Raw genomic sequence first — 22138 nt, forward strand, 5'->3', positions numbered from 1 at the left:
ATTTTAATTACTTGTAAATCAGTATTTTATATTTAAGAAGTATCTGAATAGTATCTGATTTTATCTAAGTATTAAGATGATAGTGATAGTTTTATTACCCTAAATGAATCTTCATTATTCGATGCGTTTATCTCAGATAAAACACTGAAGCAGTGAAATTTTGATAATCTTTGAATGTGATGATAATCAACAATGAGTGAAGCTTCATTTAAAATTAAATCAACTATTATATTAATCCGTTTTATGAAAAAAAGAATTCTATTAGTGAGTGTATTGGCTGCCGGATTTACCGCTGCTTATGGACAAAGATGGGAGCCGGTAGGGCAGAAAACATCCGAAATCAGAAAAGGTGTTGAGGTCAGACAGGCGTACAGAGTAGATCTGATGACGCTTAGAAGTCTTCTGAAAGATGCAGTGGAAACAGGAAAAGGAGCAAAACCGGTGATTGTTTCTCTGCCTACAGCAGAAGGGAAAATTGAAAAGTTCGCGGTATACAGTAATCCTGTTATGGAGAAATCTCTGGCGGAAAGATATCAGCTGGGTTCATTTGTAGGAGCAGGTGTAGATGATCCGTCTAAATATATCAGGTTCAGTACTGCCCCTACAGAGATGGAAGCGATGATTATTAAGAATGGCGTATTCCAGTTTATCGAACCTATTAGTGTGGATAAACAGACGTATGGAGTGTTTTATAAGACAAAGGAAGAAGGCGGAATACATGGCTTTGAATGTGATACAAAAGAGCATAATTTTAAAGATATCGAGAAGTTGGTTGAAAACGGAAAAAATCAACTTTCCAATGTAGGAATTACCAGCAGACCTACCAACACAAGATACAGAACATTCAGAATGGCTATGGCAGTAACGGGAGAATACTCTCAATTCCATGGAGGTACAGCACTGGGAGCGCTTACGGCTGTCAATAATACAATGACCAGAATCAATGGAGTTTTTGAAAAAGATTTTGGGGCTCATTTTATTGTTCAGGATCTTCCGGGAATTATTTATACAGATCCGGCAACAGATTTTTATACTCCTCAGGCTGTTCAGGGTGATCCATCGCTCAATTTACAGCTTCAGCGGATACTGACAACTCAGGTAGGAGATGCTAATTATGATATTGGACATGTGTTTCATCGTAATGCTGGTGGCAGCAGAAACGGTAATGCAGGAGGCATAGGAATTGTCTGTTCAAGCCCTCCGAATAATAATGCCCTGGGTAAAGGATCAGCGTTTTCTATGAGTCCAGACCCGGTAGGGGAAGTTTTTGATCTAATGGCCGCACATGAAATGGGGCACCAGTTAGGAGCCAATCATACCTTTTCAATGAGAACTGAAGGTTACGGTGCCAATGTAGAACCTTGGGGCGGAACAACCATTATGGGATATCCGGGAATTACTCAGGATAATATTCAGGCAAATATGGATGGATATTTCCACTATAAATCTATTTCTCAAGTATTAAATGTACTGGAAAGTAAACCTGCATGTGGTATCGGAACAGAGATTGTAGGAAATACAGCTCCGGTAATTACTCCGCTTGCCAGCTATTCCATTCCTAAAGGAACTGCTTATTACTTGGATGCCAACGCTATAGATGCCGAAAATGATTTATTCAATTATACATGGGAACAATACAACAGCGTAGGGGATAGAAATACAATATCCGGAGATAGCGGCTGGGGTTATAATGCAGAAGGAGCATTAGCAAGATCACTGCCCGGAACTCCAAACAGCAGAAGATATTTTCCTAAACTTGAAACTGTAATGAATGGAATACTGACGGACAAACCAACATTGGAAACAGTTTCCTATATTCCGAGAGAGTTGAATTATGCTGTGACGGTAAGAGACCAAAGTCTACAGAGACCAATGACTTCAACTTCCGAAACAACAGTAATAATAGGAAATGACGGGCCTTTCAAATTTAATGGATTAACTACTTCTTCAATATTGTATAATGATGCGCCCAACACTATTTATTGGGATGTAGCCAATACAAATAATGCTCCGTATAATGTAGCTACTGTAAAAATAGACTATACTAAAGATAATGGAGTTACCTGGACAGATCTCGTTGCTTCTACTCCTAATACCGGAAGTTATACGGTACAGATGCCGGGTAGTTTAAATGGAGCTGTTAAGCTAAGAATATCAACAATAAATAATATTTTCTATGCAGTATCTCCGGCAATTACTGTGGGAACTGTTCCTACTTCTACTACAGATGCTCCAACAGGAGTGGCTGCAATAAGCACAGAGATTTTGAAAACAACAGCAAGAGTTTCCTGGAATAAAGTGTCAGGAGCTACTTATTCTATCAATTACAGAAAAACAGGTGCGGTAAACTGGTCAAATACAACCAGCCCAACGAATTCTGTACTATTGAATAATTTAGAAGATGAAACCAATTATGAAGTGCAGGTTGCTGCAGTTGTGAACAGCGTACCTGGAGCATTCTCCGGTAATTATGCTTTTAAAACGAAGGGATTAAGAACGGGCGTAGATTACTGTTTAATGACTACAGGTGGAAATGGAGGAAGCTTTAACAGTGGTCTTGTCAGATTAACTTTATCTAATTTAGCGTACGTTTTTACAGGTTTAGATGTTTATAAAACCTACCTGGATTTTAGCGAAGATGCATCAAAATTAGTGAACTTAACAAAAGGAACTCAGTACACTGCTAACTTTAGAAACCTGGCAGGAGGAAATTACGAGGATTGGCTTGAAATCTGGATAGACTATAATAGAAATGGTGTTTTTGAAGATTCAGAAAAGGTGGTTTCTAATAGTGGCCTGCCTGTAAGTATAGCTCCAGGTACATTTGTACGTGATGGAAATGTAACATTTACGGTGCCTTCGACTGCCTATTCCGGAGATAAACTGTTAAGAATGAGAGTAGCAAGTACGTTCTTTAATGCAGCTAACGGACCATGTGGAAGCCCTACTATTTCTGTTCCTGGTGGTGTTATTTCTGTAGGTTCATTCAGAGATTTCTCTGTAAAAATTTCAGAAAACGCTGCCCTTGCAGTAAATGAAATAAAAGAAACTCAATCTGGAATAGCGATTTATCCAAATCCTGCCGATACCTATGTAGAAGTAAAGAACATCAAAGGGAAAGCAGAGTACAAAATCTACAGTGCAGACGGAAGACTGGCACAGGAAGGAAAACTGAATGATCAGAGAATCAATGTAGCAGCGTTGGTAAAAGGAGTATACATCATCTCAATTACAAACGAAACGGATACGTATAGCACCAAGCTGATCAAAAAATAAAATGAGATGCTTTAGATTCAGAGGCAGATGATTGATCTGTCCTGAAATAGAGACTAATTTCATGGTACCTTTTGTGAGGAAAGAGCCCGGCATAGCCTGGCTCTTTCTGTTTTTTTTAACTTTCTAACCAATGGGTTCCCACAGCTGAATCTTGTTTCCTTCAAGATCCAGAATATGAAGGAATTTTCCATAATCGTAGGTTTCAATTTCGTCAAGGATAGTAACGTTTTCCTTTTTTAGTTCCTCTGTCAAAGCCTCTAGATTTTCCACTCTGTAATTGATCATAAAATCCTTAGCGGAAGGTTCAAAATATGTTGTATTTTCAGAAAAAGGAGCCCACTGAGTCAGTCCTTTTTTTGTGGTGTCTTCACTTTCACGCCATTCGAAGCTGGTTCCGTAAGGACTTGTTTCAAGGCCAAGGTGAGTTTTATACCATTCGTTCATGGCGTTTGGATCTTTTGATTTGAAAAGGATACCTCCAATTCCTGTTACTTTTTTCATGTCTATTTTTTTATTGTTAGAATAAAGGATCATCAGGAAGCTGATGTATTCTTCCGGTTGCTTTCAAATATATGTAAAACTTTTCACCGGAATATTCTTTTCATTCCAAATGATAAGCTTTATTATGTGAATAATGTAAATACCTGTAGAATATAGACTGTAGGTATGTGAGAAATATAATTCCGTGATTTACATACAACATTCGTCATTATGCATACATTGGCTCCGCCATTTCTTCTGAATTTTGTACTCATAAAAATCAACAATATGAATTTGAATCAGGTACAATTAGGAAGTCAGGGTTTAACCATACCCAATATAGGTTTAGGGTGCATGGGAATGACAGGTTTTGAAGATGCCCATATGTATGGCGAAGCAGATGAAAGGGAAGCCATTGCAACGATCCATCGTTCCCTGGAATTAGGCGGAAATTTTCTGGATACTGCTGATCTTTACGGACCTTTAAAAAATGAACAGCTTATTGCTAAAGCTATTGGGACCAGTCGGAACCAGTATATTATCGCAACAAAATTCGGTTGGGAAATAGATGATAACGACAAGGTGACCTGGGCGATCAACGGAACCAGAGACTATGTGAAAAAAGCAGTAGAACGATCTCTTAAAAATTTAAAAACAGACTATATCGATCTTTACTACATGCATCGCCTCGACAAAAATACTCCGATTGAGGAAACCGTGAGTGCGATGAGCGATCTGGTAAAAGAAGGAAAAGTAGGATATATAGGCTTGTCGGAAGTATCTTCGGAAACAGTTAGAAGAGCACATGCTGTACATCCCGTAACTGCTGTACAGAGCGAATATTCTTTATTTGAAAGAACAGCAGAAGAAAAAGGAGTTGTGGCAACACTGCAGGAGCTGGGGATAGGTTTTGTAGCTTATTCACCATTGGGGCGGGGCTTCTTATCAGGTCAGATCCGTTCCATTAATGATCTTCCGGAGAATGATTTTCGAAGAGGAATTCCGCGTTTTCAGGAAGAGTATTTTGATAAGAATATTGAATTGGTAAAAGCCATTGAGCGTATGGCTGCTGAAAAGAATGTAACTTCTTCACAGCTGGCTCTGGCCTGGATCATTAGTAAAGGGATCATTCCTATCCCGGGAACTAAACGTAGAAAATATGTAGAACAGAATATTGATGCTGCTAAAATTCAGCTAAACGTAGCAGATCTTTTAAAACTGGAAAGTATTGTACCTTTAGGAACTGATACGGGTGCTCCATACGATGAGTTCAGTATGGGACTTTTAGATTAATCTGTAAATTACAAGCTATGAATACCATTCAGTCTGTTTCCGCTTTTCACCGTTTATTATCGTTACCTGAACCTAAACATCCACTGGTAAGTGTGATCAATTTATCCGAAAGTGTATTTCTTGAGGACGAGATATGGAAAGGTTTTGTGAACAGATTTTACTGTATCGCATTAAAAAGAGAGGCAAAAGGTAAAATCAGATATGGGCAGCAGCATTATGATTACGATAAAGGAGTTCTGAGTTTCACTGCACCCAATCAGGTGCAGTATCTCGACCTTCCCAATATGGAATGTGGCGCCGCAGGATATCTGCTGATATTTCATGAAGATTTTATATTGAGGCATCCCTTAGCCCATATTATTTCAGGGTACGGATTTTTTTCTTATGCAGTGAATGAAGCCTTGCATTTGTCTGAAGATGAAGAAACTAACCTTATTGATATTCTCCACAAAATAGATAAAGAATGTCAGCATATTGACAAACATACCCAGGAAATTATCCTGTCACAAATTGATCTCCTGCTTCATTATTCCAACCGTTTCTATGAACGGCAGTTTATTACCCGGAAAAGCAATAATCAACAACTGCTGACCAGGTTTGAAAAATTTGTGAATGACTATTTTGATCAGGAACAGTCGGCAGAAAAAGGACTTCTGATGGTTCACCTTATTGCAGAAGCTATGAATCTTTCACCCAACTATTTAAGTGATCTTTTACGGATACAGACAGGCAGGAATACCCAACAACATATCCATGAAAAGCTGATCACTAAGGCTAAAGAAAAACTTTCCGCCACTGAATTGTCAGTCAGTGAAATTGCCTACAGCTTAGGATTTGAGCATGCGCAGTCTTTCAGTACTTTATTTAAGAAAAAAACAAGGATGGCTCCCTTAGAATTCAGGGCAGGATTTAGGTTTAGCTGATTTAAAATGTATTTTGGATAAATTTTCCCGAAATGCTTACATTTGGGATCTGTCTGCAAGGCAAAACCTAATCACTTCATGAAAAAAAATACATCAGTCTTTCTTAAATTTACATGGCTTCCTTTATCTCTTATCCTGATCTGCGGATGCTCAAAAGAAGACAAAAAACAGATACCCACAGAGAATAGTATCACAAATATCCCGACAGTCAAAGAGACGGAAAAAGCTGAACCTGTTGTTGAGACTAAAAAAGCTCCCTCCGATTTTGTACCGAAAGGCTATACTACGTTTGAAAAATCTTTCGGAGATTTAAATAAAGATGGAGCAGAAGACTGTATTCTCATCATCAAAAAAGTAGATCCCGGAAATATCATTACCGACGAATACCGTGGAAAACTGGATCGCAACCGCCGCGGACTGATCATTCTTTTTAAGAAAAATGACGGCTATGAACTGGCATCCAAAAACTACAGTTGCTTCTCCTCAGAAAATGAAGACGGAGGTGTTTATTATGCACCCGAGCTGGAAGTTTATGCAGAAAAAGAGAAGCTATACATTCATTATGCTCATGGCAGGTATGGCTACTGGACATACACTTTCAGATATGGAAATTCAGATTTTGACCTGATCGGGTATGACGACAGTTCAAATACGGGCCCTAGAGTGAACAATACAACCAGTATTAATTTTTTAACTGGCAAACAACTTGATAAAACCAATGTTAATGAAGAAGCAGAAAGTGGTGATGAAGTATTTAAAGATTCCTGGAAAAAATTAAAAACAACTAAGTTGCTAACGCTTTCAGAGATCAAAGACTTTGATGAACTGGATCTTTCTTCCTATTAAATAGAAAGGAATAGATAGCTGTGAACTTATAAGAATTAAAAATGCCGTTTCAGAAAACGGCATTTTTTTGTTGTATCAATTGATCAGTTTATTCCAGTTTTACACTCATATGCTGAACTTCCTCTGCTGAAAAACCATAGATCTGCGGGGTTTTCACATCCAGCAGATTAAGATAAATATATAATTCACCTCTGTGGTGGATCTCATGTTCTATCATTGCCCTGAGCCATTTCCAGATCGTAATTTCATGACCCGGTGGGGTCAGACATTTACGGTTGAGATCCTCATCAGAAAGTCCGCTGATGATCTCTATCGACTGTCTGTGCATTTCATTGAAGAAGCTGATGATGTTGTCATAACCGTCAGCAAGTTCCTTTCCACAACCCTGATACGCACTTTTTCTGCCCGAAATGGTTTCACAGTACATATACCTTTCTATAGCGGCAATATGTCTGATCTGGTCACCGATCGTAAATTTACCAGGTTTATAAGAAAAATCAAGATGCACGGGAGGAACTGTTTCAATGAGCCGAAGCGTTCTTCCCCTTACTTTTTCATAATAATCAATGAATGATTGTACAGATGTGATTTTCATGTGTTGACCTTTTGATCCTGTAAATTATTGAAAATATACCTATTGGCAAAAACTTTTAAGTTTATTTTCTGGTGAAGCTTAATGACCGCTGAAAAACTCAAGCATCGTAGTCAGGGCGGTTTCAGAATGCATCTTATCGCCATTTTCCAAAGACTCTTTTGTGGCTTCGGCAGCTCTTTGACGCATCTGAGTTTCATAATGGGAAATAGCTTCATGTAGTGTACTGAACTGATCGGAAGTCAGACATTGACTGAGCTCCAAAGCATCAAGCATGGCCATATTGGCGCCTTCTCCGGCAAATGGAGGCATCACGTGAGCTGCATCGCCAAGCAGCGTCAGGTTAGACTGAGTTTTCCACACCTGATCCAAAGGCATGTAATATATCGGGCGTGGAATAAATGGGGCAGTGGCATTTTCGAAAAGTTCGTACCAAATGCTGCTCCATTCTGGATATTCTTTTTTGAACCATTCCAGGATCTGTTTTGGGTCAGAAAAATTAAGGCCACTTTCCTGTGCCCAGTTTTCATTGGTTCTGAAACTGGCATAAAATCCAAGTTCACCACTTCCTTTCTGGCCCAGAAGAAGATTTTTATGATTTCCAAAAGCCATTATTTTTCCGTCCTTGATCAGTTCTTTGATATGCGGAGCGGATTTTTCTGCATTCGAAACATTCCCTTCAAGCATTAAAATACCTGAATAGATTGGTTTCAGGTCTGTAAGATAAGGACGGATCTTTGAATGGGCTCCATCCGCTGCAATCACGATGTCTGCATACGCTGAAGATCCGTTTTTAAAATGAAGTAGCCAACCTCCGTTTTATGCCTCCATCGAGATAAAGTGACTGTCCCAAACCACTGTTTCAGGTTGTAAAGAATCCAGCAGCATATTTCTTAATGGGCCACGGTCTATTTCAGGCCGAAAATGCTCGTTACCAAAATCTTCATCAGGCTTTGTTTCATGATCGCTGAATACGATCTCTGCGTGTTCATTTACGATCAGTGCTTTATCTGCGCCGGGGCGGTAATTCTTTTTAAATTCATCCAGAAGATCCGCAGCGCGCAATGCATCCATTCCAGATCCTTCATGCATATCCAGTGGAGAACCCTGTACTCTTGCATTTTTATTAAGATCTCTTTCGTATACCTTAACATTGGCATTTTTAAGCTGTAAAAGTCTTGCGAGCGTCAATCCTCCGGGACCGCCACCTACTATGGCTATTGATTTATTGTCTGTTAACATTGTAATTCGTTTTTACTGATGCAAAATTATTTTTGTTTCAGTACAGATAATAGTATAAATCGGTCATTTTTATTTTTGGATAATTCTTTCGGAGGTACGCCGGAAAATTTTTTGATCTCTTTGATGAAATGCGTCTGGTCTGCAAAATTGAGTTCAGGAAATAACTTGCCTTCTGCGATATGGTTCAAAGATGCCCTGAAACGCAGAATATTAGAATAAGCCTTTAAAGAAAGCCCAAACTGCTGAGTGAAATACCGGTTGATCTGTCTGCTGCTCCAGCCTGTTCTTTCTGAAAGATCTTTCACGCTCATTTCGCCATTTGAAGAGTAGATGAGGTCAAAAAGCTTTCGTTTTCTTTCATCAACGATGTCAGGTAGAAGTTCTGTTATGATTTGTGATACTTTTTGCGCAAATTTTTCAAAATCTGTGAGATCATTCGGAGTGAGATTCCAAAAGTCATCCGGAAGAGTCTTTGCCGTATTGAGAAGGGCTGCAATAGAAGTATGAAGAATATATTCAACGGCCAAAGGTCTGAAGCTGATTGCAAAAGCAAGCGTGCCGGAAGGAATATTTCTCTGCTCAGGTGCCGTTTCCAATCCGATGAGAAAAACATTGAATGGCTCATTCGGGCCAGATTGCATAAAAAACAGATCCACCCTTCCATCGGGCATTACAACAACTTCTTTTTCCTTATCCGTTGGATTATGAAACATCCCTATGTTTTCTACAAAGTGGTCCAGCAATGGATCCGGTTTAATAAATTTACAGTAGAATTCGTGTTTCATAGAAATGTGCTTCTGCTTTTTCAAAATAGGAAATTACAAAAAATTGGAGTGGAATCACAGGACTTCTTTATTAGGGTGATGAATTTTAATTAAAATTGATTTAAATCTTTATAATGTGAATAAATTATTCTGAAAATTTGGAAAATATTCAAATAACTGATAATTTAGTTACAAATCGCAATTATGAAATTCTGGCTTTCAGTAAGTTTTCTTCTATTCAGGATGACAACTATTAAAATGTACAACATAGCCAGTTTAAATCTGCCCAAAATTATCAATAAACAGGAAGTATGCTTTTAACGGATCATTAAATTTTTGGTATTTTTATAAAAAGTTTTCAGGGACTCATGCTCATTTCCAAAAGTATAATTGTTCAATCAGTAAATATTTAGTTTTAAATAGAAGTAAACAGCAGGTATGAAATTGAAATTAGGGATCCTAGATCAGTCTCCCACCATTGAAGGAGGAAGCGCTTTACAGGCATTAAATAACAGTGTTGATCTTGCCGTATTTGCTGATCATGCTGGGTTTCATAGGGTGATCTATTCTGAACATCACGGGGTGGAAGCATATGGAAGTTCAAGTCCTGAAATTCTGTCTGCCATCATATTAAGCAAAACCCAGCGTATCAAAGTAGGAACCGGAGGGATCATGATGAAAAATTATTCAGCCTACAAGATCGCAGAATGGGCCAAAATGTTGGGAAGCCTTTATCCGGACCGTTTTATCCTGGGTTTGGGGAAAGCTCCCGGCGGGTTAAAAGATGCCGTATCCGCACTGAATAACCATCGACCCGTTGTTTTATCCAGTCAGGAAACGAAACTTGAAGAAATTATACGATATATTAAACAAGAAAAAGGAATTTATGATGGGCTTATTGCCCAACCTACAGAGATTATGCATCTGCCTGATATCTTATGGCTTGGCTCCGGAATTCAATCTGCCAGGGAAGCGGCTCAACATGGCGTAGGGTATTCATATGCTGATTTTATGAGAAATGATCAGGGGACCGAAAGTACTGAAACTTATTTAAGCGAATTTGACAGAAACCAGTACAGTCCGGTTCCTTCGCTTCAGGTGGCTGTTGCGGTATCTGTAGCAGAAGATTTGAAATCAGCTCAACATAATGCCTATGGGATGGCTTATCAGTTTCTGCAGGCAAGACATATTCAGTCGCCGGAAGCACTTCTTCCCTCGAAAACAGTTGAACAGAGAATGTTGGGAAACAAAGATGAAGAAGAATTCTTTAAGATCCTGGAACATATCATCATAGACACTCCGGGAAATATTTCAGCGAGGCTCCGGGAAAAAGCAGAGGAGTATGATACGGATGAATTAATCCTCCTCTGTAATATGTTTAGAGAAACAGACCGCATAGATACCTATAAAAGTATTATATTGGCGAACTGATAATCACATATCCCTCATGAGCTATAATATCCAGTTATTCAGCATTGAAACAAAAGAAAAAGAGAAGGCCGCCGATGATGACAGCTTTTTTGACCGTGAAGAAAATCTTGTTCCATTCACCGGAGAGCAGATGGCGGGATTGAAAGAACGCCTTTTAAAGTATAAATACGCATTGGTAAGAGAGGATGAAACGGGAATTCATTTCAGTCATCCTGATGAAGATTTTGGAAGCGCCTTGCTTACCGATAAAAGCCTTTATTTCAATGCGAATTTGAGTGAAAGTTCCATCTTTGAAGTAGGAATGACTGCGTCTGAATTTACAGATACGGGTGAATTTGCAAAATATGACCCGCAGAATGAAGGCTGGGAAGAGTTCTAGAGCTGATGCTTCAAAATAAGACTTTAATCAATATTAATTTACAAAAATGAAAAAACACCTGACTCTGATTTTTATTTTAGTTGGCCTTAATTCAACTTTTGCACAATTATTGTCTGACAGTATTAAAATATTGATTAAAGAAGCGGTTAACAGCAAAAGAAGCAAAAGTATTATTGTAGGAATTATCGATGCTAATGGCAGACGGATATTCAGTGAAGGAATAATCAGTGATGACGAACCGAGGAAGCCGGATGAAAATACCATCTATGAAATTGGGTCCATTACCAAAGTATTCACCGCGTTGGCATTGGCGGATATGAGTTTAAAGCATCAGGTAAATCTTAATGATCCTCTTTCAAAATTTTTACCCAAGAATGTCAAAAGCCCTGTGCGTAGCGGAAAAGAAATTTCGCTGTTGAACTTATCTACTCACAGAGGTACATTTCCCCGCTTTCCCTATAATACAGACCCGAAAGATTGGGATAAACCCTATGTTGATTACAGCGAAAAGCAGCTGTTTGAATACGTCTCAAACTATAAACCTGATATCGATATTGATTCAAAATGGAGATATTCTAATGTAGGATACGGGATATTAGGGTCTATTCTAACGTCAGTTGCTGAGAAAAAGAACTACGAAACACTGATGACACAGGAGATATGTAAGCCGCTGCATATGAACAGCACGGTCATTACCCTGACACCAAAGCTTAAAAAAAATATAGCGACAGGACATGCGGAAAACGGACAGCCTGTAGGTCTGATAGACCTGTCCGCCATAGAAGCGGGTGGCGCACTACGATCCAACGTAGATGATATGCTTACTTTTGCAGCTGCCAATTTAGGGTTTATCAAATCAGATCTATTGCCGGCTATGGAACTTACTCATCAGAAACAGGCTAAAAAAGAAAACCATTTTACCTATTCAACAATGGGCTGGACTCTTTGGGAAGATGACGGGCGGAATATACTTTTCAAAGATGGTGGAACACCCGGTTTCAGAACTTTTATTGGAATTGATAAGAATAAAAAATTCGGTGTTGTTGTTTTATCCAGTTCAAATAACGGAATTACGGATATCGGGGCACATATTATGGATTCGGCTTATAAACTGGAGCCATATGACTATTCCTGGAAATTATTAGATACACTCAGAGCAAGTGTAAAAAAGGATGGAATTACTGAGACTATTCAGCTATACAAAAAACTGAAGAAGCTTAAAGATCCCAAATTGAGTTTTAATGAATACCAGCTTAATTATTTGGGGCATGAGCTGAGAAGAATGAATAGAACAGAGGATGCTCTTACAATATTTGAACTGAACAGAAGTGAATATCCGGGAAATGTTCTCGTTTACGAAAGTCTGGGCGAAATGTATAAAAGAAATTCAGATCAGCAAAAGGCTATCGAATATTTCAAAAAAGCATACGAACTTGAACCAGAGAATCTTCACTGGAAATTTATATTAGATAAATTAAAAAATCGCTGATTACTTTTTGTTAGATAATTTTTTAAAATTCTGCAGCGTTTCCACGACTCCTGCAGGGTTTTCATTTTCAAAAATACCTGAGTCTAAAACCCTTTCAAAGGTTTGGGCAGTTCCGGAAGCAATGATGTTAGGAAGGTTTTCACTTTCCAGCATTTCGGCCAGACCTTTCATTTCATCGATTCTTCTCACAATATGCTGTGGATAAGTCGGAGTTGTTTTAATGAGGTCCTGATAGGTTCCGGGAAGAAATTCCTGAAGACTTTCGTTCAGCTCATCCAGGATTCCGAAATGGGCTGCTGCAGTCATGGTTTCAAAAAATAGAGCGTTCATCCCTTTATTGACCATAGAAAATAGGAGTTTGTATGCTGATGCCGCCTCTGTTTTTTCACCGGCATCTTTTATTTTAAAAACAGGAGCAAACAGATTGATAAACAAATGTCTGTAAATACCGCTCACCACCAACACAGCATGGTCAGGAATATCTTTGGAAGCTCCCATTACTGCTCCGTTCACAAAAGGAACATCTACAGCCGAAAATAGGTCTTCAATAGATGAGGCAAGGGCCGGAGTATTGGAATTTAAATCCACATAAAGAGGACGGTTTGAAGTTGCTTTCAGACAGGAAATAATACGCTCTGCCATTTTAAAGCTTCCTTCCGGGCTGGTAAGCGAAAGAACAACATCTGCCTGCTCAATAGTGTCCTGAAGATAGTGGGTATCTGTAATTCCGGATTTTTGTATATTTTCCAATGTCTTTGCCGATCTTCCTTCGCTTGCGGTAATGACTTTAAAATTATGGTCTATAAGTGCTTTGGCTATTTGGGTTCCCATATCTCCTGGAAACAGAACTGCAATGACGGGCTGGGTTTTCAATATAGATAATTTTTGAAATGATGACTTGTTTGAAAATACAAATCTCCTCATTTTTTTTAAGCGGTTGCGCATATTGTTTCGATGGTAATTATTGATAAAACCGATTAATAAAGGAAGTGTTCGGGATTTTGCTTAATTTTGATTTTTGTTGCGACACTTTATGATCATGAATAAGTCCTCAATTAATAACTATTTCCATTCTTTATTTGACATCAAAGAAGAGGTGGTTGGAAAAATCACAGAGACCTTCAGTCCCTTTGAATTAAAAGCGAATGAAGTTGTCCTTCATAAAGATGAGATCAGTACCAAGACCTATTTCCTGGAAAAAGGCTATGCCCGTTCCTTTATTCTGAATGAGGACAATGAAGAAATCACAACGAATATTTACGTGGCACCCTGTTTTGTCAATGACTTTCTGTCGTTTTTCAGACAGCAGCCTGCCAAGGAAACTTACCAAACCATTACGGCCTGTTCTTTCTGGGAGACAGGGTTAGAAAACGTGCAGCATAATTTTCATAACATTCCGGAATTCAGAGAATTCAGCAGGCTTCTTTTTGTTCTTAATTATTACAATATTCACGACCGACTGATCGAAATGGCCAGCCAGAAAGCTTCTACGAGATATTTTAATCTGATGAAAAAACATCCGGATATCTTCCAGCACGTTCCTCTGAAGGTTATTGCTTCATATTTAGGGATTAAAGACAGTTCATTGAGTCGCATCAGAAGAGACATTCATAAAATGTAACCGTACGGGTTTGAGAGTCGGAGTGTTTTCGGATTTTAGAGTTTCGGGATACGAGTTGTTTTGGTTTGAGAATATATGAGTGTATGGAGTTGCTGGTTCCTAATGATTGAGTTCATGAGTTGCCAGTTGGTATCTGATGTCTTGCATCTTGACTTCATTTACTATTCACTTGCAAAGCAAAATTAACGATTGACATTTTCTAACATCAATAAAAGTCTCACGTCTCGTGTCTGAAATCTGGCATCTGAAATCTAATTTCTTTTCATTTGTCAAGTGATATATTAGAATTTGGACCTCATCTTTGTTAAAAATAAATTTATGACTAAGAAACATATTGCAGTGGTTGGATTGGGTGGAGTAGGTGGATATTTCGGTTTCAAAATCAGCCAGGAAAATGAGTCGTCAAAAAAATATAAAGTCAGTTTTGTAGCCAGAGGAGAAACCTATCAGAAGGTAAAAGAAAACGGATTGGTTCTGATTTCACCTGAGCATCCTGTAGATCATACCCATCCTGATGCTGTAGAACAGAATATCAGTGACGTGAAAAATGCAGACTTAATATTGATTTGTGTTAAAGAATATGATCTCGAAAATATCTGCCGCCAGCTTAAAGAGGTGATTAGCAGCGAAACGGTACTGCTTCCCATGATGAACGGCGCGGATATTTATGAAAGAATTAGAAAAATAATTCCCGATAACGTCATTCTGCCTACCTGTCTGTATGTCGCTTCCCATATCAAAGAAAAAGGGATTGTAGAACATAAAGGAAAAGCAGGAAAAATGATCGTTGGCAGAGATCCACAACATTTTTCTGCTGATGTGAACTGGATAGTGGACCTACTGAAGGAAAGTAAAATTGACTTCGATTTTAAAGACAATTCACTGACGGATATCTGGACTAAATATATTTTCATCGCCAGTTTCGGATTGGTAACAGCGAAACATAATTCTTCCATCGGAACAGTATGCGCAGATGATGAACAGAAGCAGGAAGCATCAGAAATCATGAAAGAAATAAAAATGATCGCTGATAAAAAAGAGATCGCTTTAGATGAAGATATCATTCAGAAAACCTTTGAAAAAGCAGCTGGATTTCCCTTCGAAACGCCTACATCTCTGCAGCTGGATGTCAATTCAGGAAAAGGAAATAACGAACTTGAATTATTGGGTGGTGCCGTTTTGAATTTTGGAAAGGAATTGGGTATCGAAACACCTTTCACACAAAAAATTTATAATGAGGTTAAGAAAAAATAGGTTTTGGCTAAAGCCAGAGGAAAAATTTTACAGGAAAGGCGGGTTAAAACCCGCCTCTATTGATTTTTAACTATGACCAGCAAAAAATTCTCACAGATTTTTGCAGGCCAATTTGTGATCATTTGTGCAAAATATTTGTGGGAGGAGTGTTTAAAAACGAAGATTCGCTTAGCGATGTAAAAACTCCTGTCGTCCAAATAAGATTTCATCAGTTTCACGGTGCTCCGGATCATCTACACAACAGTCTACAGGACAAACCGTTTTGCACTGAGGTTCTTCATGGAAACCTTTACATTCCGTACATTTTCCGGGGACAATATAATAGACATCGTCAGCGTAGGCTTGTTGATAGGCTCCTGCATCTGCTTCAGTACCGTCCGGAAAGACCACTTTTCCGGAAAGTTTGGTTTTATCCTGCCAACGCCAGTCAATAGCACCTTCATAGATCGCTGAATTAGGACATTCAGGTTCACATGCTCCACAGTTGATGCAGTCGTCTGTTATTGTAATAGCCATAAGTAATTTAGTTTTTAAAGGTTGTTTTAAAAAGGGATTTCTTTCCACCTTTGATGGCTTCGGAAATCCCTCCGTCTAAACATAACTTAAATGAAAAAAACATTGGGCTGCAGGCATTGATCGGTTCATTGCCCAGGCAGCTTTCTTTTGTTTTTAGGAATTAATTGTGTGCAATTTCTATGAAAAGACCATCCATTGCTGCCGTAAGCTGAATTTGGCAAGCCAGCCTGCTGGAAGGTAAAGTTGTAAAAAGTTCAGATAAGAGTGCTTCTTCAATATCTCCTTTTTCCGGCAGCATTGAAGTTTCATTCAGGATGTAGCAATGGCAGGTCGCGCACATCGCCATTCCTCCGCACATCGCTTCCATTGGCAGTTCGTAAGCTTTACATAGATCTTTAAGGCTTAGCCCCATTTCCAGCGGGCAGATCAGTTCATGGATATTTCCGTCCTGATCCTTTACCGTAATCGTAATTTCGTCCTTCATGATAATCAGTCAATTGTTGATCCTATTTGTTTTAATGATGGTGTTGTACTTTTTCTATCCTTTTTGTTGTAGCAATATTGATCAGCTTATCAAATTTATCAGAGTACAGGGAAGATATTTTTGTTGGATCTTCATGGTCGAATAATGCCGCTCTGATCACAGGAATACTGAAAGGAATAGGCCATGCCCGAAGAGATTTTGCAACCGCATCCATTGTATTGATACCCTGCATGGCGTGAAGGCCATCTGCCCAGCAAACGAGTCCAACCGTTTTATCCGTAAGGTAAGGCTGATAATGACCGGAAGTCACTTCAAGCCAATCCAGGCAGTTTTTCATCACTCCCGGAATGCTTCCGTGGTAAAGCGGGGCAAGCCAGAAATGAATGTCTGCTTCCAGAAACAGCTGCGTCATACGCTCTACAGCTAAAGGTGTTTTCGTAAGTGTCACATCAAAAAGAGGAATCCCTGAATCTGCCAGTGTAAAGACCTCCGTTTGGAATCCAGATTTCTCTATCCTTTCTGCAAAGTATTGGGAAATCCGTCCCGAGGTAGATTCCGGTCTTCGTTCTAATGAACCGTTAAATATAATTGCTTTCATTGTTTTTAAGTTTTAAAAATGACTTTAGGCAAGCCAATTTCACCATACATCAGACTTTTAACGATAGGTTTCAGGAGCCCGGCTGCTAATAAGTAAAGTGCAGGATCATGATCAGTGCTTGCCCGGACTACCACTTTCTGATTTTTATAGCATTTAAGGTCTGCATACATGAGACGGCGTTTCCAAAGATCCAGCAGAACTGTTTCAGCATTATTTAAGTCAGCATACACAGCATAAGGGGATAATTTTTCCATTAACATCATAAATGCCCACGGTGGAATGATGGCATCCACAGAGCAGACAATAGCCACAGCTTTTTCATTATATACAGAAAAATCTACGGTAGCAATGGATTCTTTAAATTCTTTCTCTTTCACAATCATGCCCATAAAAAGATGGTCTTTGATATCCAGCTCTACGATCTCTGTAGTAGGTTTGTAGTTTAAAAGATCAAGGGCAATAATTCCTGAAGCTTCTGCTTTATTGATGAAAATTTTCTGATTCATAATTGATTTTTAATCAATGTTTAATGGGACTATCTGATTTTTGATAAAGCTTCTTCATATTTTTTTTCCACGGCTGACCAATCCAAAACAGACCAGAATGAATCCAGATAATCTGCTCTTTTATTCTGATAAGCCAGATAATAAGCGTGCTCCCAGACATCTATTCCAAGGATGGGAAAGCCTCTGCTGACAGATTGGGTATCCATCATGGGATTGTCCTGATTGGGTGTGGAAGTGATCGCCAGTGAGCCACTGAATTTTACCAATAGCCATACCCATCCGGAACCGAACTGTCCCAGGCCGGCTTTTTTCATTTCAGCTTTAAAATCTTCAAGACTTCCAAAACTGGCGTTGATGGCTTCTGCCAGTTTTCCTTCAGGATTTAATTTCGGTTGTGGAGAAAGAATTTCCCAGAATAAAGAGTGGTTGAAGTGTCCGCCACCGTTATTTCTTACGGCCGGGCTGTATTCACTGATTCTTTGAAGGATGGAATCCAGATCGGTAGAAGTTTCTCCAGCTGTCTGTAAAGCTGCATTCAAATTATCAACATAGGCCTTATGGTGACGTTGATGATGAATGGTCATTGTTTCTTTATCTATAAATGGTTCCAGAGCATCATAAGCATAAGGAAGCTGAGGTAATGTAAATGAGTTCATTATTTTATTTTTTTTGATTAATGTGGTTCAAAGGTAACAATATATTTTAATAAAACAACTTTATGGTTGTTTTATTAAGCGAATCAATTCAAATGCAATGAATTGATTATGATTGAATTAATCGATATAATTGTAAATTATAGAAAATGACTATATTTGTTGTAGGAAATAAAACAACTTAAATATTGTCAAATGAAGAAGCCGGCAGCAGACCGAATCCTGATGTTTTTAAAAATGAGAGGAGAAGCCACCTCACTTTTGATCTCTAAAGAACTCTCTATTACAAAAGAGGGTGCGCGGAAGCATTTACTCAATCTTGCGGAAGAAGGGCTCATTACCTCCATTTCAAAAAGTGAAGGAGTAGGGCGGCCCTCTACCTATTATACCCTTACAGAAAAAGGTTTATCCCAGTTTCCTGATTCCCATGCTGATGTGACGGTACAGATTCTACGCTCTGTAAAAAATCTTCTGGGAGAAAATGCACTGGATCTATTAATCAATGACCGGGAAAAGAATACGTACGAACGGTATGAAAAAGCTTTGGTAAAAGCAGAATCTCTGGAACAGCGCTTGGATGTACTGGTGAAGGTCCGCAGTGAAGAAGGATATATGGCAGAATGGACAAAAGAAGGCAATGATTATTTCCTCATAGAGAATCACTGCCCAATCTGTGCCGCTGCCGCTGAATGCCAGGGTTTTTGCCGCGCCGAACTGTCTAATTTCCGGAACCTCATCGGGAAAGACTATCAGGTAGAAAGGGTAAACCATATTTTGTCTGGCGGGCAGCGGTGTGTGTATAAAATTAGTGGGTGATTTTTTTAGATAAAAGATAAAAGATAAAAGATAAAAGATAAAAGATAAAAGATAAAAGATAAAAGATAAAAGATAAAAGATAAAAGATAAAAGATCTTTTGACTAAACATCAATAGGAGTGGGCTTTTGCCCGCTTTTAATTTACAAATATTACAATGGCTTTAGCCAAAACCTAAATTGCAATTTCACAATATTATTAAATCCACTTCTCAATAAGTTGAAGCCAGAATGCCCTTTCCTCATCAATCACAAAGACCGCAGATGATTTCCTTTGTGTCACCGTACTCCCCGTCGTCTGAATTTCAATATAGGAAGCCAATCCATGATTTTCCGTAGCGTACACCTCAATATCTTCAAGGACAATCTTTCGGTTAGGAAATTGACCATAGGCTCCTGGAAGCCATTCTGAAAATGCAGCTAAAGTGATGGTATCATTATTACCAGTGATCATTTTAAAATCTTCATGAAAACCGTACAGAAGCTTTTCGTAAAGGTTCTCCTGATCCTCTTTTCCACGAAACCAAGCTTCAATATCGATATGGAATTCTTTGATTTCTCTAATAATTTTCTCTGTGTTATTCATAAGTTTAAATATATAATGTTTTGTATTAAAAAGGAAGGAAACTTAGTTTTCCCGATATTTCAACAGCTTTCTATTGATGAAAATTCCTACGGTCTGAACCACAGCAATTAATAAGACCGCAAGAGCAAAAGCTTTTGGAAATCCTACATATTCTATAGCACTGAAAAAGACAGTTCCGATAAGGGTCCCACCAATTACACTACCGATCTGTATGCTGATACTGATCAAACCTGAGGCTTGGCCAGCTTTTTCTTTACTGACCAACGCAATGGTTTTCCGCATCATCACGGGCATAATAATACCATGACCCAATCCTGCCAAAAACAGACTGATATCCATTATCGGGGATGGTTTCTCATAAAAAGCAATGAATAATGAAGTCAGGGTAAATCCAACAATTAGCAGACCCAAACCTGCATAGATCAGAGTATGTGAAGAAAGTTTTATCCTCGCAACAAGCAGCGGCCCAAGAAAGAAAGCTATCCCGTATGGAATAATAGCCAGGCCTGTTTCTATCGGATTCTGGTGCAAAAACTGCTGCAAATAGTACGGATAACAGATAAACAGCCCTGACGTAAAATTATAAAAGAAAATAATCAGAAGGCAAAGAACAAATGGGCGGTGCCCCAAAAGAGTTGGGTCTATCAATACAGGCTTGGCCTCACGCAATGATTTGACCTCATATTTATAGAACATTACCAACACGAAAATCCCCGATAACAAAATGGCAAATATCCACCATGCCCAATCGTATTTCCTGCCGAAAATAATGGGACATATGATCATCAGCAGTGAAAGGATGAGCAGGAATGCCCCGGTAAAATCAATATTTTGTCTTCTCTCTTCCCGGTTATTGTCCATTGTAAAATGAATACCGATCATACAGAGCAAGGTAACCGGTACATTCACCAGGAATACCATTTCCCATGAAAATACTGTCCAATGAAGGTTGAGCAGAAAGCCCCCCAGCAGTTGTCCCGCCACAGAAGCCAGTCCGAATACAGAACTGAATATGCTTACTGCTTTGGGCTGTTCATTGCTGTTGAACAGAACCCTGATGGAGGCCAGAACCTGCGGCGCCAGAAAAGATGCTCCAACTCCCTGAAACAGGCGGGCGATGATTAGAAATGTTATATCAGGAGAAAAGGCGCAGGCAAGGGATGAAAATAAAAAGATATATAATCCCAGGATAAATATTTTCTTTCGGCCATACAAATCTCCTAAACGACCGCCACAGACCACAAGGGCTGCGTAAGTGAGTCCATAAATGGCAACGACCATCTGCAGCTGATGATCACTGGCATTAAAAGCTTTTTTGATGGAAGGAAGGGCCATATTGACGATAAAATAATCCAATGGAGAAAGAAAAGCTCCGGCGGTCAGATATCCAAGAGCCTGCCATCGTTTAGGATAGATATTCATATTTTTTCTGCAAAATTAACCCCTTATTGTACCTGTAAAATTGTACTTTTGGAGGAAAAATAAGTACTGAAACATGAAGTTGTTATCCGTTGAGCGCATTGATGTGAAGGAAATCAAGATTTGCCATGAGGAAATCACTCTCAAAACAAAAACCTTTCTTTCACTGGTTTATGTTCTAAAGGGGAAGGGAATGCTTACTTATGATGAACGTACCATTACATTCAAAGCATGTAAGCTTTTTATTATTCCCCAACATCAGCTGTACCGTTTTAAAAGCGAAGATGCAGAACTGGCCGTTATCCAGTGCCCCATTGAATTCATTGATAAAATAAGACTGGAAGCAGACCGTATAGAGAGCTGTGAAAACCTCCATAAATTGCAGTATATTAGTACTAATTATCATGCAAGAGCCGGCTGTATATTCCGTAATAAGGATGATGAACGATTTGCTGAAGTCCTTATTGTACAGATTGCAAGGGAGTATAAGAATAAAACGAATGATTATCTGATCATCCGGAACGCGATCTCTATCCTGCTGAATCTTATTGCCAGAAATATTATATACAGTGAAACCTCCGATCTGCAGCAGAACACAAAAGCGTTCTCTGTCATGAAGATCATCACCTATATCCAGGAGCATGTAAAAGATAAGGAGAAGACCAGGATTCATGCAATAGCAGATCATTTCGGGATTTCCAGAAATTATTTCGGAGAATATTTTAAGCAGCATACCGGTGTCTCTTATCAGGACTATCTGCTGGATTACCGCCTGAAACTGGTGGAAACCTACCTGAAGTACAGCAGTGTCCGACTCAGTGAAATCGCATATGAACTTCAGTTCAGTGATGAAAGTCATCTGTCCAAACTTTTTAAAAAACACAGGAGTATGACGCCTAAAGAATACAGAAAGAATGCTTTAATTAAACCCGATCACGAAGAAATTTAGGGGTAGTTTGTTTTTCCCGACTTT

At 38.9% G+C, this 22138-nt stretch carries 24 protein-coding genes; 11 read left to right on the forward strand and 13 right to left on the reverse strand.

Annotated features, from left to right (window positions below; all coding sequences use genetic code 11):
- Window positions 1–243: 243 nt before the first annotated feature.
- The gene (locus HHL23_RS04225; RefSeq protein ID WP_169233572.1) at window positions 244–3276 is read left to right on the forward strand and encodes a reprolysin-like metallopeptidase; all 3033 of its coding nucleotides are present in this window, start codon (window positions 244–246) and stop codon (window positions 3274–3276) included.
- Window positions 3277–3399: 123 nt separating this feature from the next.
- Here HHL23_RS04225 and HHL23_RS04230 read toward each other — a convergent pair whose 3' ends face one another.
- A complete protein-coding gene (locus HHL23_RS04230) occupies window positions 3400–3777 on the reverse strand; it encodes a VOC family protein (RefSeq protein ID WP_169233573.1) in 378 nt (125 codons plus the stop codon).
- Window positions 3778–4044: 267 nt separating this feature from the next.
- On the opposite strand from HHL23_RS04230, the gene HHL23_RS04235 reads away from it, so the two are divergent.
- From HHL23_RS04235 to HHL23_RS04245, 3 genes are all read left to right on the forward strand, one after another.
- The gene (locus HHL23_RS04235; protein ID WP_169233574.1) at window positions 4045–5049 is read left to right on the forward strand and encodes an aldo/keto reductase; all 1005 of its coding nucleotides are present in this window, start codon (window positions 4045–4047) and stop codon (window positions 5047–5049) included.
- A 17-nt stretch (window positions 5050–5066) separates the two neighbouring features.
- Entirely contained in the window at window positions 5067–5972 is a 906-nt protein-coding gene (locus tag HHL23_RS04240; RefSeq protein WP_169233575.1) for a helix-turn-helix domain-containing protein, read from the forward strand.
- Window positions 5973–6050: 78 nt separating this feature from the next.
- Window positions 6051–6818 carry a hypothetical protein gene (locus tag HHL23_RS04245; protein ID WP_194306278.1) on the forward strand — a complete coding sequence of 256 codons (768 nt, stop codon included), beginning with the start codon at window positions 6051–6053 and terminating at the stop codon, window positions 6816–6818.
- Window positions 6819–6906: 88 nt separating this feature from the next.
- Here the strand turns inward: HHL23_RS04245 and HHL23_RS04250 are convergent, their stop codons facing one another.
- The 4 genes from HHL23_RS04250 to HHL23_RS04260 form a co-directional block, all read right to left on the reverse strand.
- Window positions 6907–7413: a DinB family protein gene (locus HHL23_RS04250; RefSeq protein ID WP_169233576.1), complete on the reverse strand. Its 507-nt coding sequence runs from the start codon at window positions 7411–7413 to the stop codon at window positions 6907–6909.
- 78 nt (window positions 7414–7491) lie between these two features.
- Window positions 7492–8175, reverse strand: a complete 684-nt coding sequence (locus tag HHL23_RS22800) for an FAD-dependent oxidoreductase (protein ID WP_317174665.1) — start codon at window positions 8173–8175, stop codon at window positions 7492–7494.
- A gap of 54 nt (window positions 8176–8229) precedes the next feature.
- Complete coding sequence (locus HHL23_RS22435) at window positions 8230–8652, reverse strand: FAD-dependent oxidoreductase (RefSeq protein ID WP_228464610.1); 423 nt, start codon at window positions 8650–8652, stop codon at window positions 8230–8232.
- Window positions 8653–8678: 26 nt separating this feature from the next.
- Window positions 8679–9437 carry a helix-turn-helix domain-containing protein gene (locus HHL23_RS04260; protein WP_169233577.1) on the reverse strand — a complete coding sequence of 253 codons (759 nt, stop codon included), beginning with the start codon at window positions 9435–9437 and terminating at the stop codon, window positions 8679–8681.
- A gap of 417 nt (window positions 9438–9854) precedes the next feature.
- Here HHL23_RS04260 and HHL23_RS04265 point away from each other — a divergent pair, with 417 nt between their 5' ends.
- The 3 genes from HHL23_RS04265 to HHL23_RS04275 are packed head-to-tail and all read left to right on the forward strand — an operon-like array spanning window position 9855 to window position 12715.
- Window positions 9855–10847 carry an MsnO8 family LLM class oxidoreductase gene (locus HHL23_RS04265; RefSeq protein WP_169233578.1) on the forward strand — a complete coding sequence of 331 codons (993 nt, stop codon included), beginning with the start codon at window positions 9855–9857 and terminating at the stop codon, window positions 10845–10847.
- Window positions 10848–10863: 16 nt separating this feature from the next.
- A complete protein-coding gene (locus tag HHL23_RS04270; RefSeq protein WP_169233579.1) occupies window positions 10864–11226 on the forward strand; it encodes a hypothetical protein in 363 nt (120 codons plus the stop codon).
- A 46-nt stretch (window positions 11227–11272) separates the two neighbouring features.
- Window positions 11273–12715, forward strand: coding sequence for a serine hydrolase domain-containing protein (locus tag HHL23_RS04275; protein WP_169233580.1), 1443 nt, complete (start codon window positions 11273–11275; stop codon window positions 12713–12715).
- Here the strand turns inward: HHL23_RS04275 and HHL23_RS04280 are convergent, their stop codons facing one another.
- Window positions 12716–13588 (reverse strand): NAD(P)-dependent oxidoreductase, encoded by an 873-nt coding sequence (locus HHL23_RS04280; protein WP_169233581.1) that lies wholly within the window; start codon window positions 13586–13588, stop codon window positions 12716–12718.
- Between the two features lie 166 nt (window positions 13589–13754).
- On the opposite strand from HHL23_RS04280, the gene HHL23_RS04285 reads away from it, so the two are divergent.
- Together HHL23_RS04285 and HHL23_RS04290 are read left to right on the forward strand one after the other, a co-directional pair.
- Window positions 13755–14336 (forward strand): Crp/Fnr family transcriptional regulator, encoded by a 582-nt coding sequence (locus HHL23_RS04285; RefSeq protein ID WP_169233582.1) that lies wholly within the window; start codon window positions 13755–13757, stop codon window positions 14334–14336.
- A 318-nt stretch (window positions 14337–14654) separates the two neighbouring features.
- Window positions 14655–15590: a ketopantoate reductase family protein gene (locus HHL23_RS04290; protein ID WP_169233583.1), complete on the forward strand. Its 936-nt coding sequence runs from the start codon at window positions 14655–14657 to the stop codon at window positions 15588–15590.
- A gap of 168 nt (window positions 15591–15758) precedes the next feature.
- On the opposite strand, the gene HHL23_RS04295 is transcribed toward HHL23_RS04290, so the two are convergent.
- The 5 genes from HHL23_RS04295 to HHL23_RS04315 all read right to left on the reverse strand — a co-directional run bounded on the left by HHL23_RS04295 (window position 15759) and on the right by HHL23_RS04315 (window position 18350).
- Window positions 15759–16106: a 4Fe-4S dicluster domain-containing protein gene (locus HHL23_RS04295; protein ID WP_169233584.1), complete on the reverse strand. Its 348-nt coding sequence runs from the start codon at window positions 16104–16106 to the stop codon at window positions 15759–15761.
- Between the two features lie 160 nt (window positions 16107–16266).
- On the reverse strand, window positions 16267–16590 hold the full coding sequence (locus HHL23_RS04300) for a 2Fe-2S iron-sulfur cluster-binding protein (RefSeq protein ID WP_169233585.1): 324 nt from the start codon (window positions 16588–16590) through the stop codon (window positions 16267–16269).
- Window positions 16591–16621: 31 nt separating this feature from the next.
- Entirely contained in the window at window positions 16622–17188 is a 567-nt protein-coding gene (locus HHL23_RS04305; RefSeq protein ID WP_169233586.1) for an NADPH-dependent FMN reductase, read from the reverse strand.
- 5 nt (window positions 17189–17193) lie between these two features.
- Window positions 17194–17694 (reverse strand): DUF2480 family protein, encoded by a 501-nt coding sequence (locus HHL23_RS04310; RefSeq protein ID WP_169233587.1) that lies wholly within the window; start codon window positions 17692–17694, stop codon window positions 17194–17196.
- 29 nt (window positions 17695–17723) lie between these two features.
- On the reverse strand, window positions 17724–18350 hold the full coding sequence (locus tag HHL23_RS04315; protein ID WP_169233588.1) for a superoxide dismutase: 627 nt from the start codon (window positions 18348–18350) through the stop codon (window positions 17724–17726).
- A gap of 192 nt (window positions 18351–18542) precedes the next feature.
- Between HHL23_RS04315 and HHL23_RS04320 the strand changes: the two genes are divergently transcribed.
- Window positions 18543–19163, forward strand: a complete 621-nt coding sequence (locus HHL23_RS04320) for a helix-turn-helix transcriptional regulator (protein WP_169233589.1) — start codon at window positions 18543–18545, stop codon at window positions 19161–19163.
- Window positions 19164–19359: 196 nt separating this feature from the next.
- Here the strand turns inward: HHL23_RS04320 and HHL23_RS04325 are convergent, their stop codons facing one another.
- Both HHL23_RS04325 and HHL23_RS04330 read right to left on the reverse strand, forming a co-directional pair.
- Window positions 19360–19746: a hypothetical protein gene (locus HHL23_RS04325; RefSeq protein WP_169233590.1), complete on the reverse strand. Its 387-nt coding sequence runs from the start codon at window positions 19744–19746 to the stop codon at window positions 19360–19362.
- Window positions 19747–19788: 42 nt separating this feature from the next.
- Window positions 19789–21168 carry an MFS transporter gene (locus HHL23_RS04330; protein ID WP_169233591.1) on the reverse strand — a complete coding sequence of 460 codons (1380 nt, stop codon included), beginning with the start codon at window positions 21166–21168 and terminating at the stop codon, window positions 19789–19791.
- 73 nt (window positions 21169–21241) lie between these two features.
- Between HHL23_RS04330 and HHL23_RS04335 the strand changes: the two genes are divergently transcribed.
- Window positions 21242–22114, forward strand: a complete 873-nt coding sequence (locus HHL23_RS04335; protein WP_169233592.1) for an AraC family transcriptional regulator — start codon at window positions 21242–21244, stop codon at window positions 22112–22114.
- The last annotated feature ends 24 nt before the right edge of the window (window positions 22115–22138 follow it).

Origin of the sequence: Chryseobacterium antibioticum, assembly GCF_012927325.1 — a bacterium.
Taxonomy (GTDB): domain Bacteria; phylum Bacteroidota; class Bacteroidia; order Flavobacteriales; family Weeksellaceae; genus Chryseobacterium; species Chryseobacterium antibioticum.

Excerpts from the sequence above, each read along its gene's own strand:
- HHL23_RS04295 (WP_169233584.1), bottom strand. The coding sequence starts at position 16,106 with ATGGCTATTACAATAACAGACGACTGCATCAACTGTGGAGCATGTGAA.
- HHL23_RS04335 (WP_169233592.1), top strand. The coding sequence starts at position 21,242 with ATGAAGTTGTTATCCGTTGAGCGCATTGATGTGAAGGAAATCAAGATT.
- HHL23_RS04290 (WP_169233583.1), top strand. The coding sequence starts at position 14,655 with ATGACTAAGAAACATATTGCAGTGGTTGGATTGGGTGGAGTAGGTGGA.
- HHL23_RS04310 (WP_169233587.1), bottom strand. The coding sequence starts at position 17,694 with ATGAATCAGAAAATTTTCATCAATAAAGCAGAAGCTTCAGGAATTATT.
- HHL23_RS04300 (WP_169233585.1), bottom strand. The coding sequence starts at position 16,590 with ATGAAGGACGAAATTACGATTACGGTAAAGGATCAGGACGGAAATATC.
- HHL23_RS04325 (WP_169233590.1), bottom strand. The coding sequence starts at position 19,746 with ATGAATAACACAGAGAAAATTATTAGAGAAATCAAAGAATTCCATATC.
- HHL23_RS04275 (WP_169233580.1), top strand. The coding sequence starts at position 11,273 with ATGAAAAAACACCTGACTCTGATTTTTATTTTAGTTGGCCTTAATTCA.
- HHL23_RS22435 (WP_228464610.1), bottom strand. The coding sequence starts at position 8,652 with ATGTTAACAGACAATAAATCAATAGCCATAGTAGGTGGCGGTCCCGGA.
- HHL23_RS04230 (WP_169233573.1), bottom strand. The coding sequence starts at position 3,777 with ATGAAAAAAGTAACAGGAATTGGAGGTATCCTTTTCAAATCAAAAGAT.
- HHL23_RS04225 (WP_169233572.1), top strand. The coding sequence starts at position 244 with ATGAAAAAAAGAATTCTATTAGTGAGTGTATTGGCTGCCGGATTTACC.
- HHL23_RS04285 (WP_169233582.1), top strand. The coding sequence starts at position 13,755 with ATGAATAAGTCCTCAATTAATAACTATTTCCATTCTTTATTTGACATC.
- HHL23_RS04250 (WP_169233576.1), bottom strand. The coding sequence starts at position 7,413 with ATGAAAATCACATCTGTACAATCATTCATTGATTATTATGAAAAAGTA.
- HHL23_RS04245 (WP_194306278.1), top strand. The coding sequence starts at position 6,051 with ATGAAAAAAAATACATCAGTCTTTCTTAAATTTACATGGCTTCCTTTA.
- HHL23_RS04315 (WP_169233588.1), bottom strand. The coding sequence starts at position 18,350 with ATGAACTCATTTACATTACCTCAGCTTCCTTATGCTTATGATGCTCTG.
- HHL23_RS04305 (WP_169233586.1), bottom strand. The coding sequence starts at position 17,188 with ATGAAAGCAATTATATTTAACGGTTCATTAGAACGAAGACCGGAATCT.
- HHL23_RS04260 (WP_169233577.1), bottom strand. The coding sequence starts at position 9,437 with ATGAAACACGAATTCTACTGTAAATTTATTAAACCGGATCCATTGCTG.
- HHL23_RS04270 (WP_169233579.1), top strand. The coding sequence starts at position 10,864 with ATGAGCTATAATATCCAGTTATTCAGCATTGAAACAAAAGAAAAAGAG.
- HHL23_RS04320 (WP_169233589.1), top strand. The coding sequence starts at position 18,543 with ATGAAGAAGCCGGCAGCAGACCGAATCCTGATGTTTTTAAAAATGAGA.
- HHL23_RS04330 (WP_169233591.1), bottom strand. The coding sequence starts at position 21,168 with ATGAATATCTATCCTAAACGATGGCAGGCTCTTGGATATCTGACCGCC.
- HHL23_RS04265 (WP_169233578.1), top strand. The coding sequence starts at position 9,855 with ATGAAATTGAAATTAGGGATCCTAGATCAGTCTCCCACCATTGAAGGA.
- HHL23_RS04235 (WP_169233574.1), top strand. The coding sequence starts at position 4,045 with ATGAATTTGAATCAGGTACAATTAGGAAGTCAGGGTTTAACCATACCC.
- HHL23_RS04240 (WP_169233575.1), top strand. The coding sequence starts at position 5,067 with ATGAATACCATTCAGTCTGTTTCCGCTTTTCACCGTTTATTATCGTTA.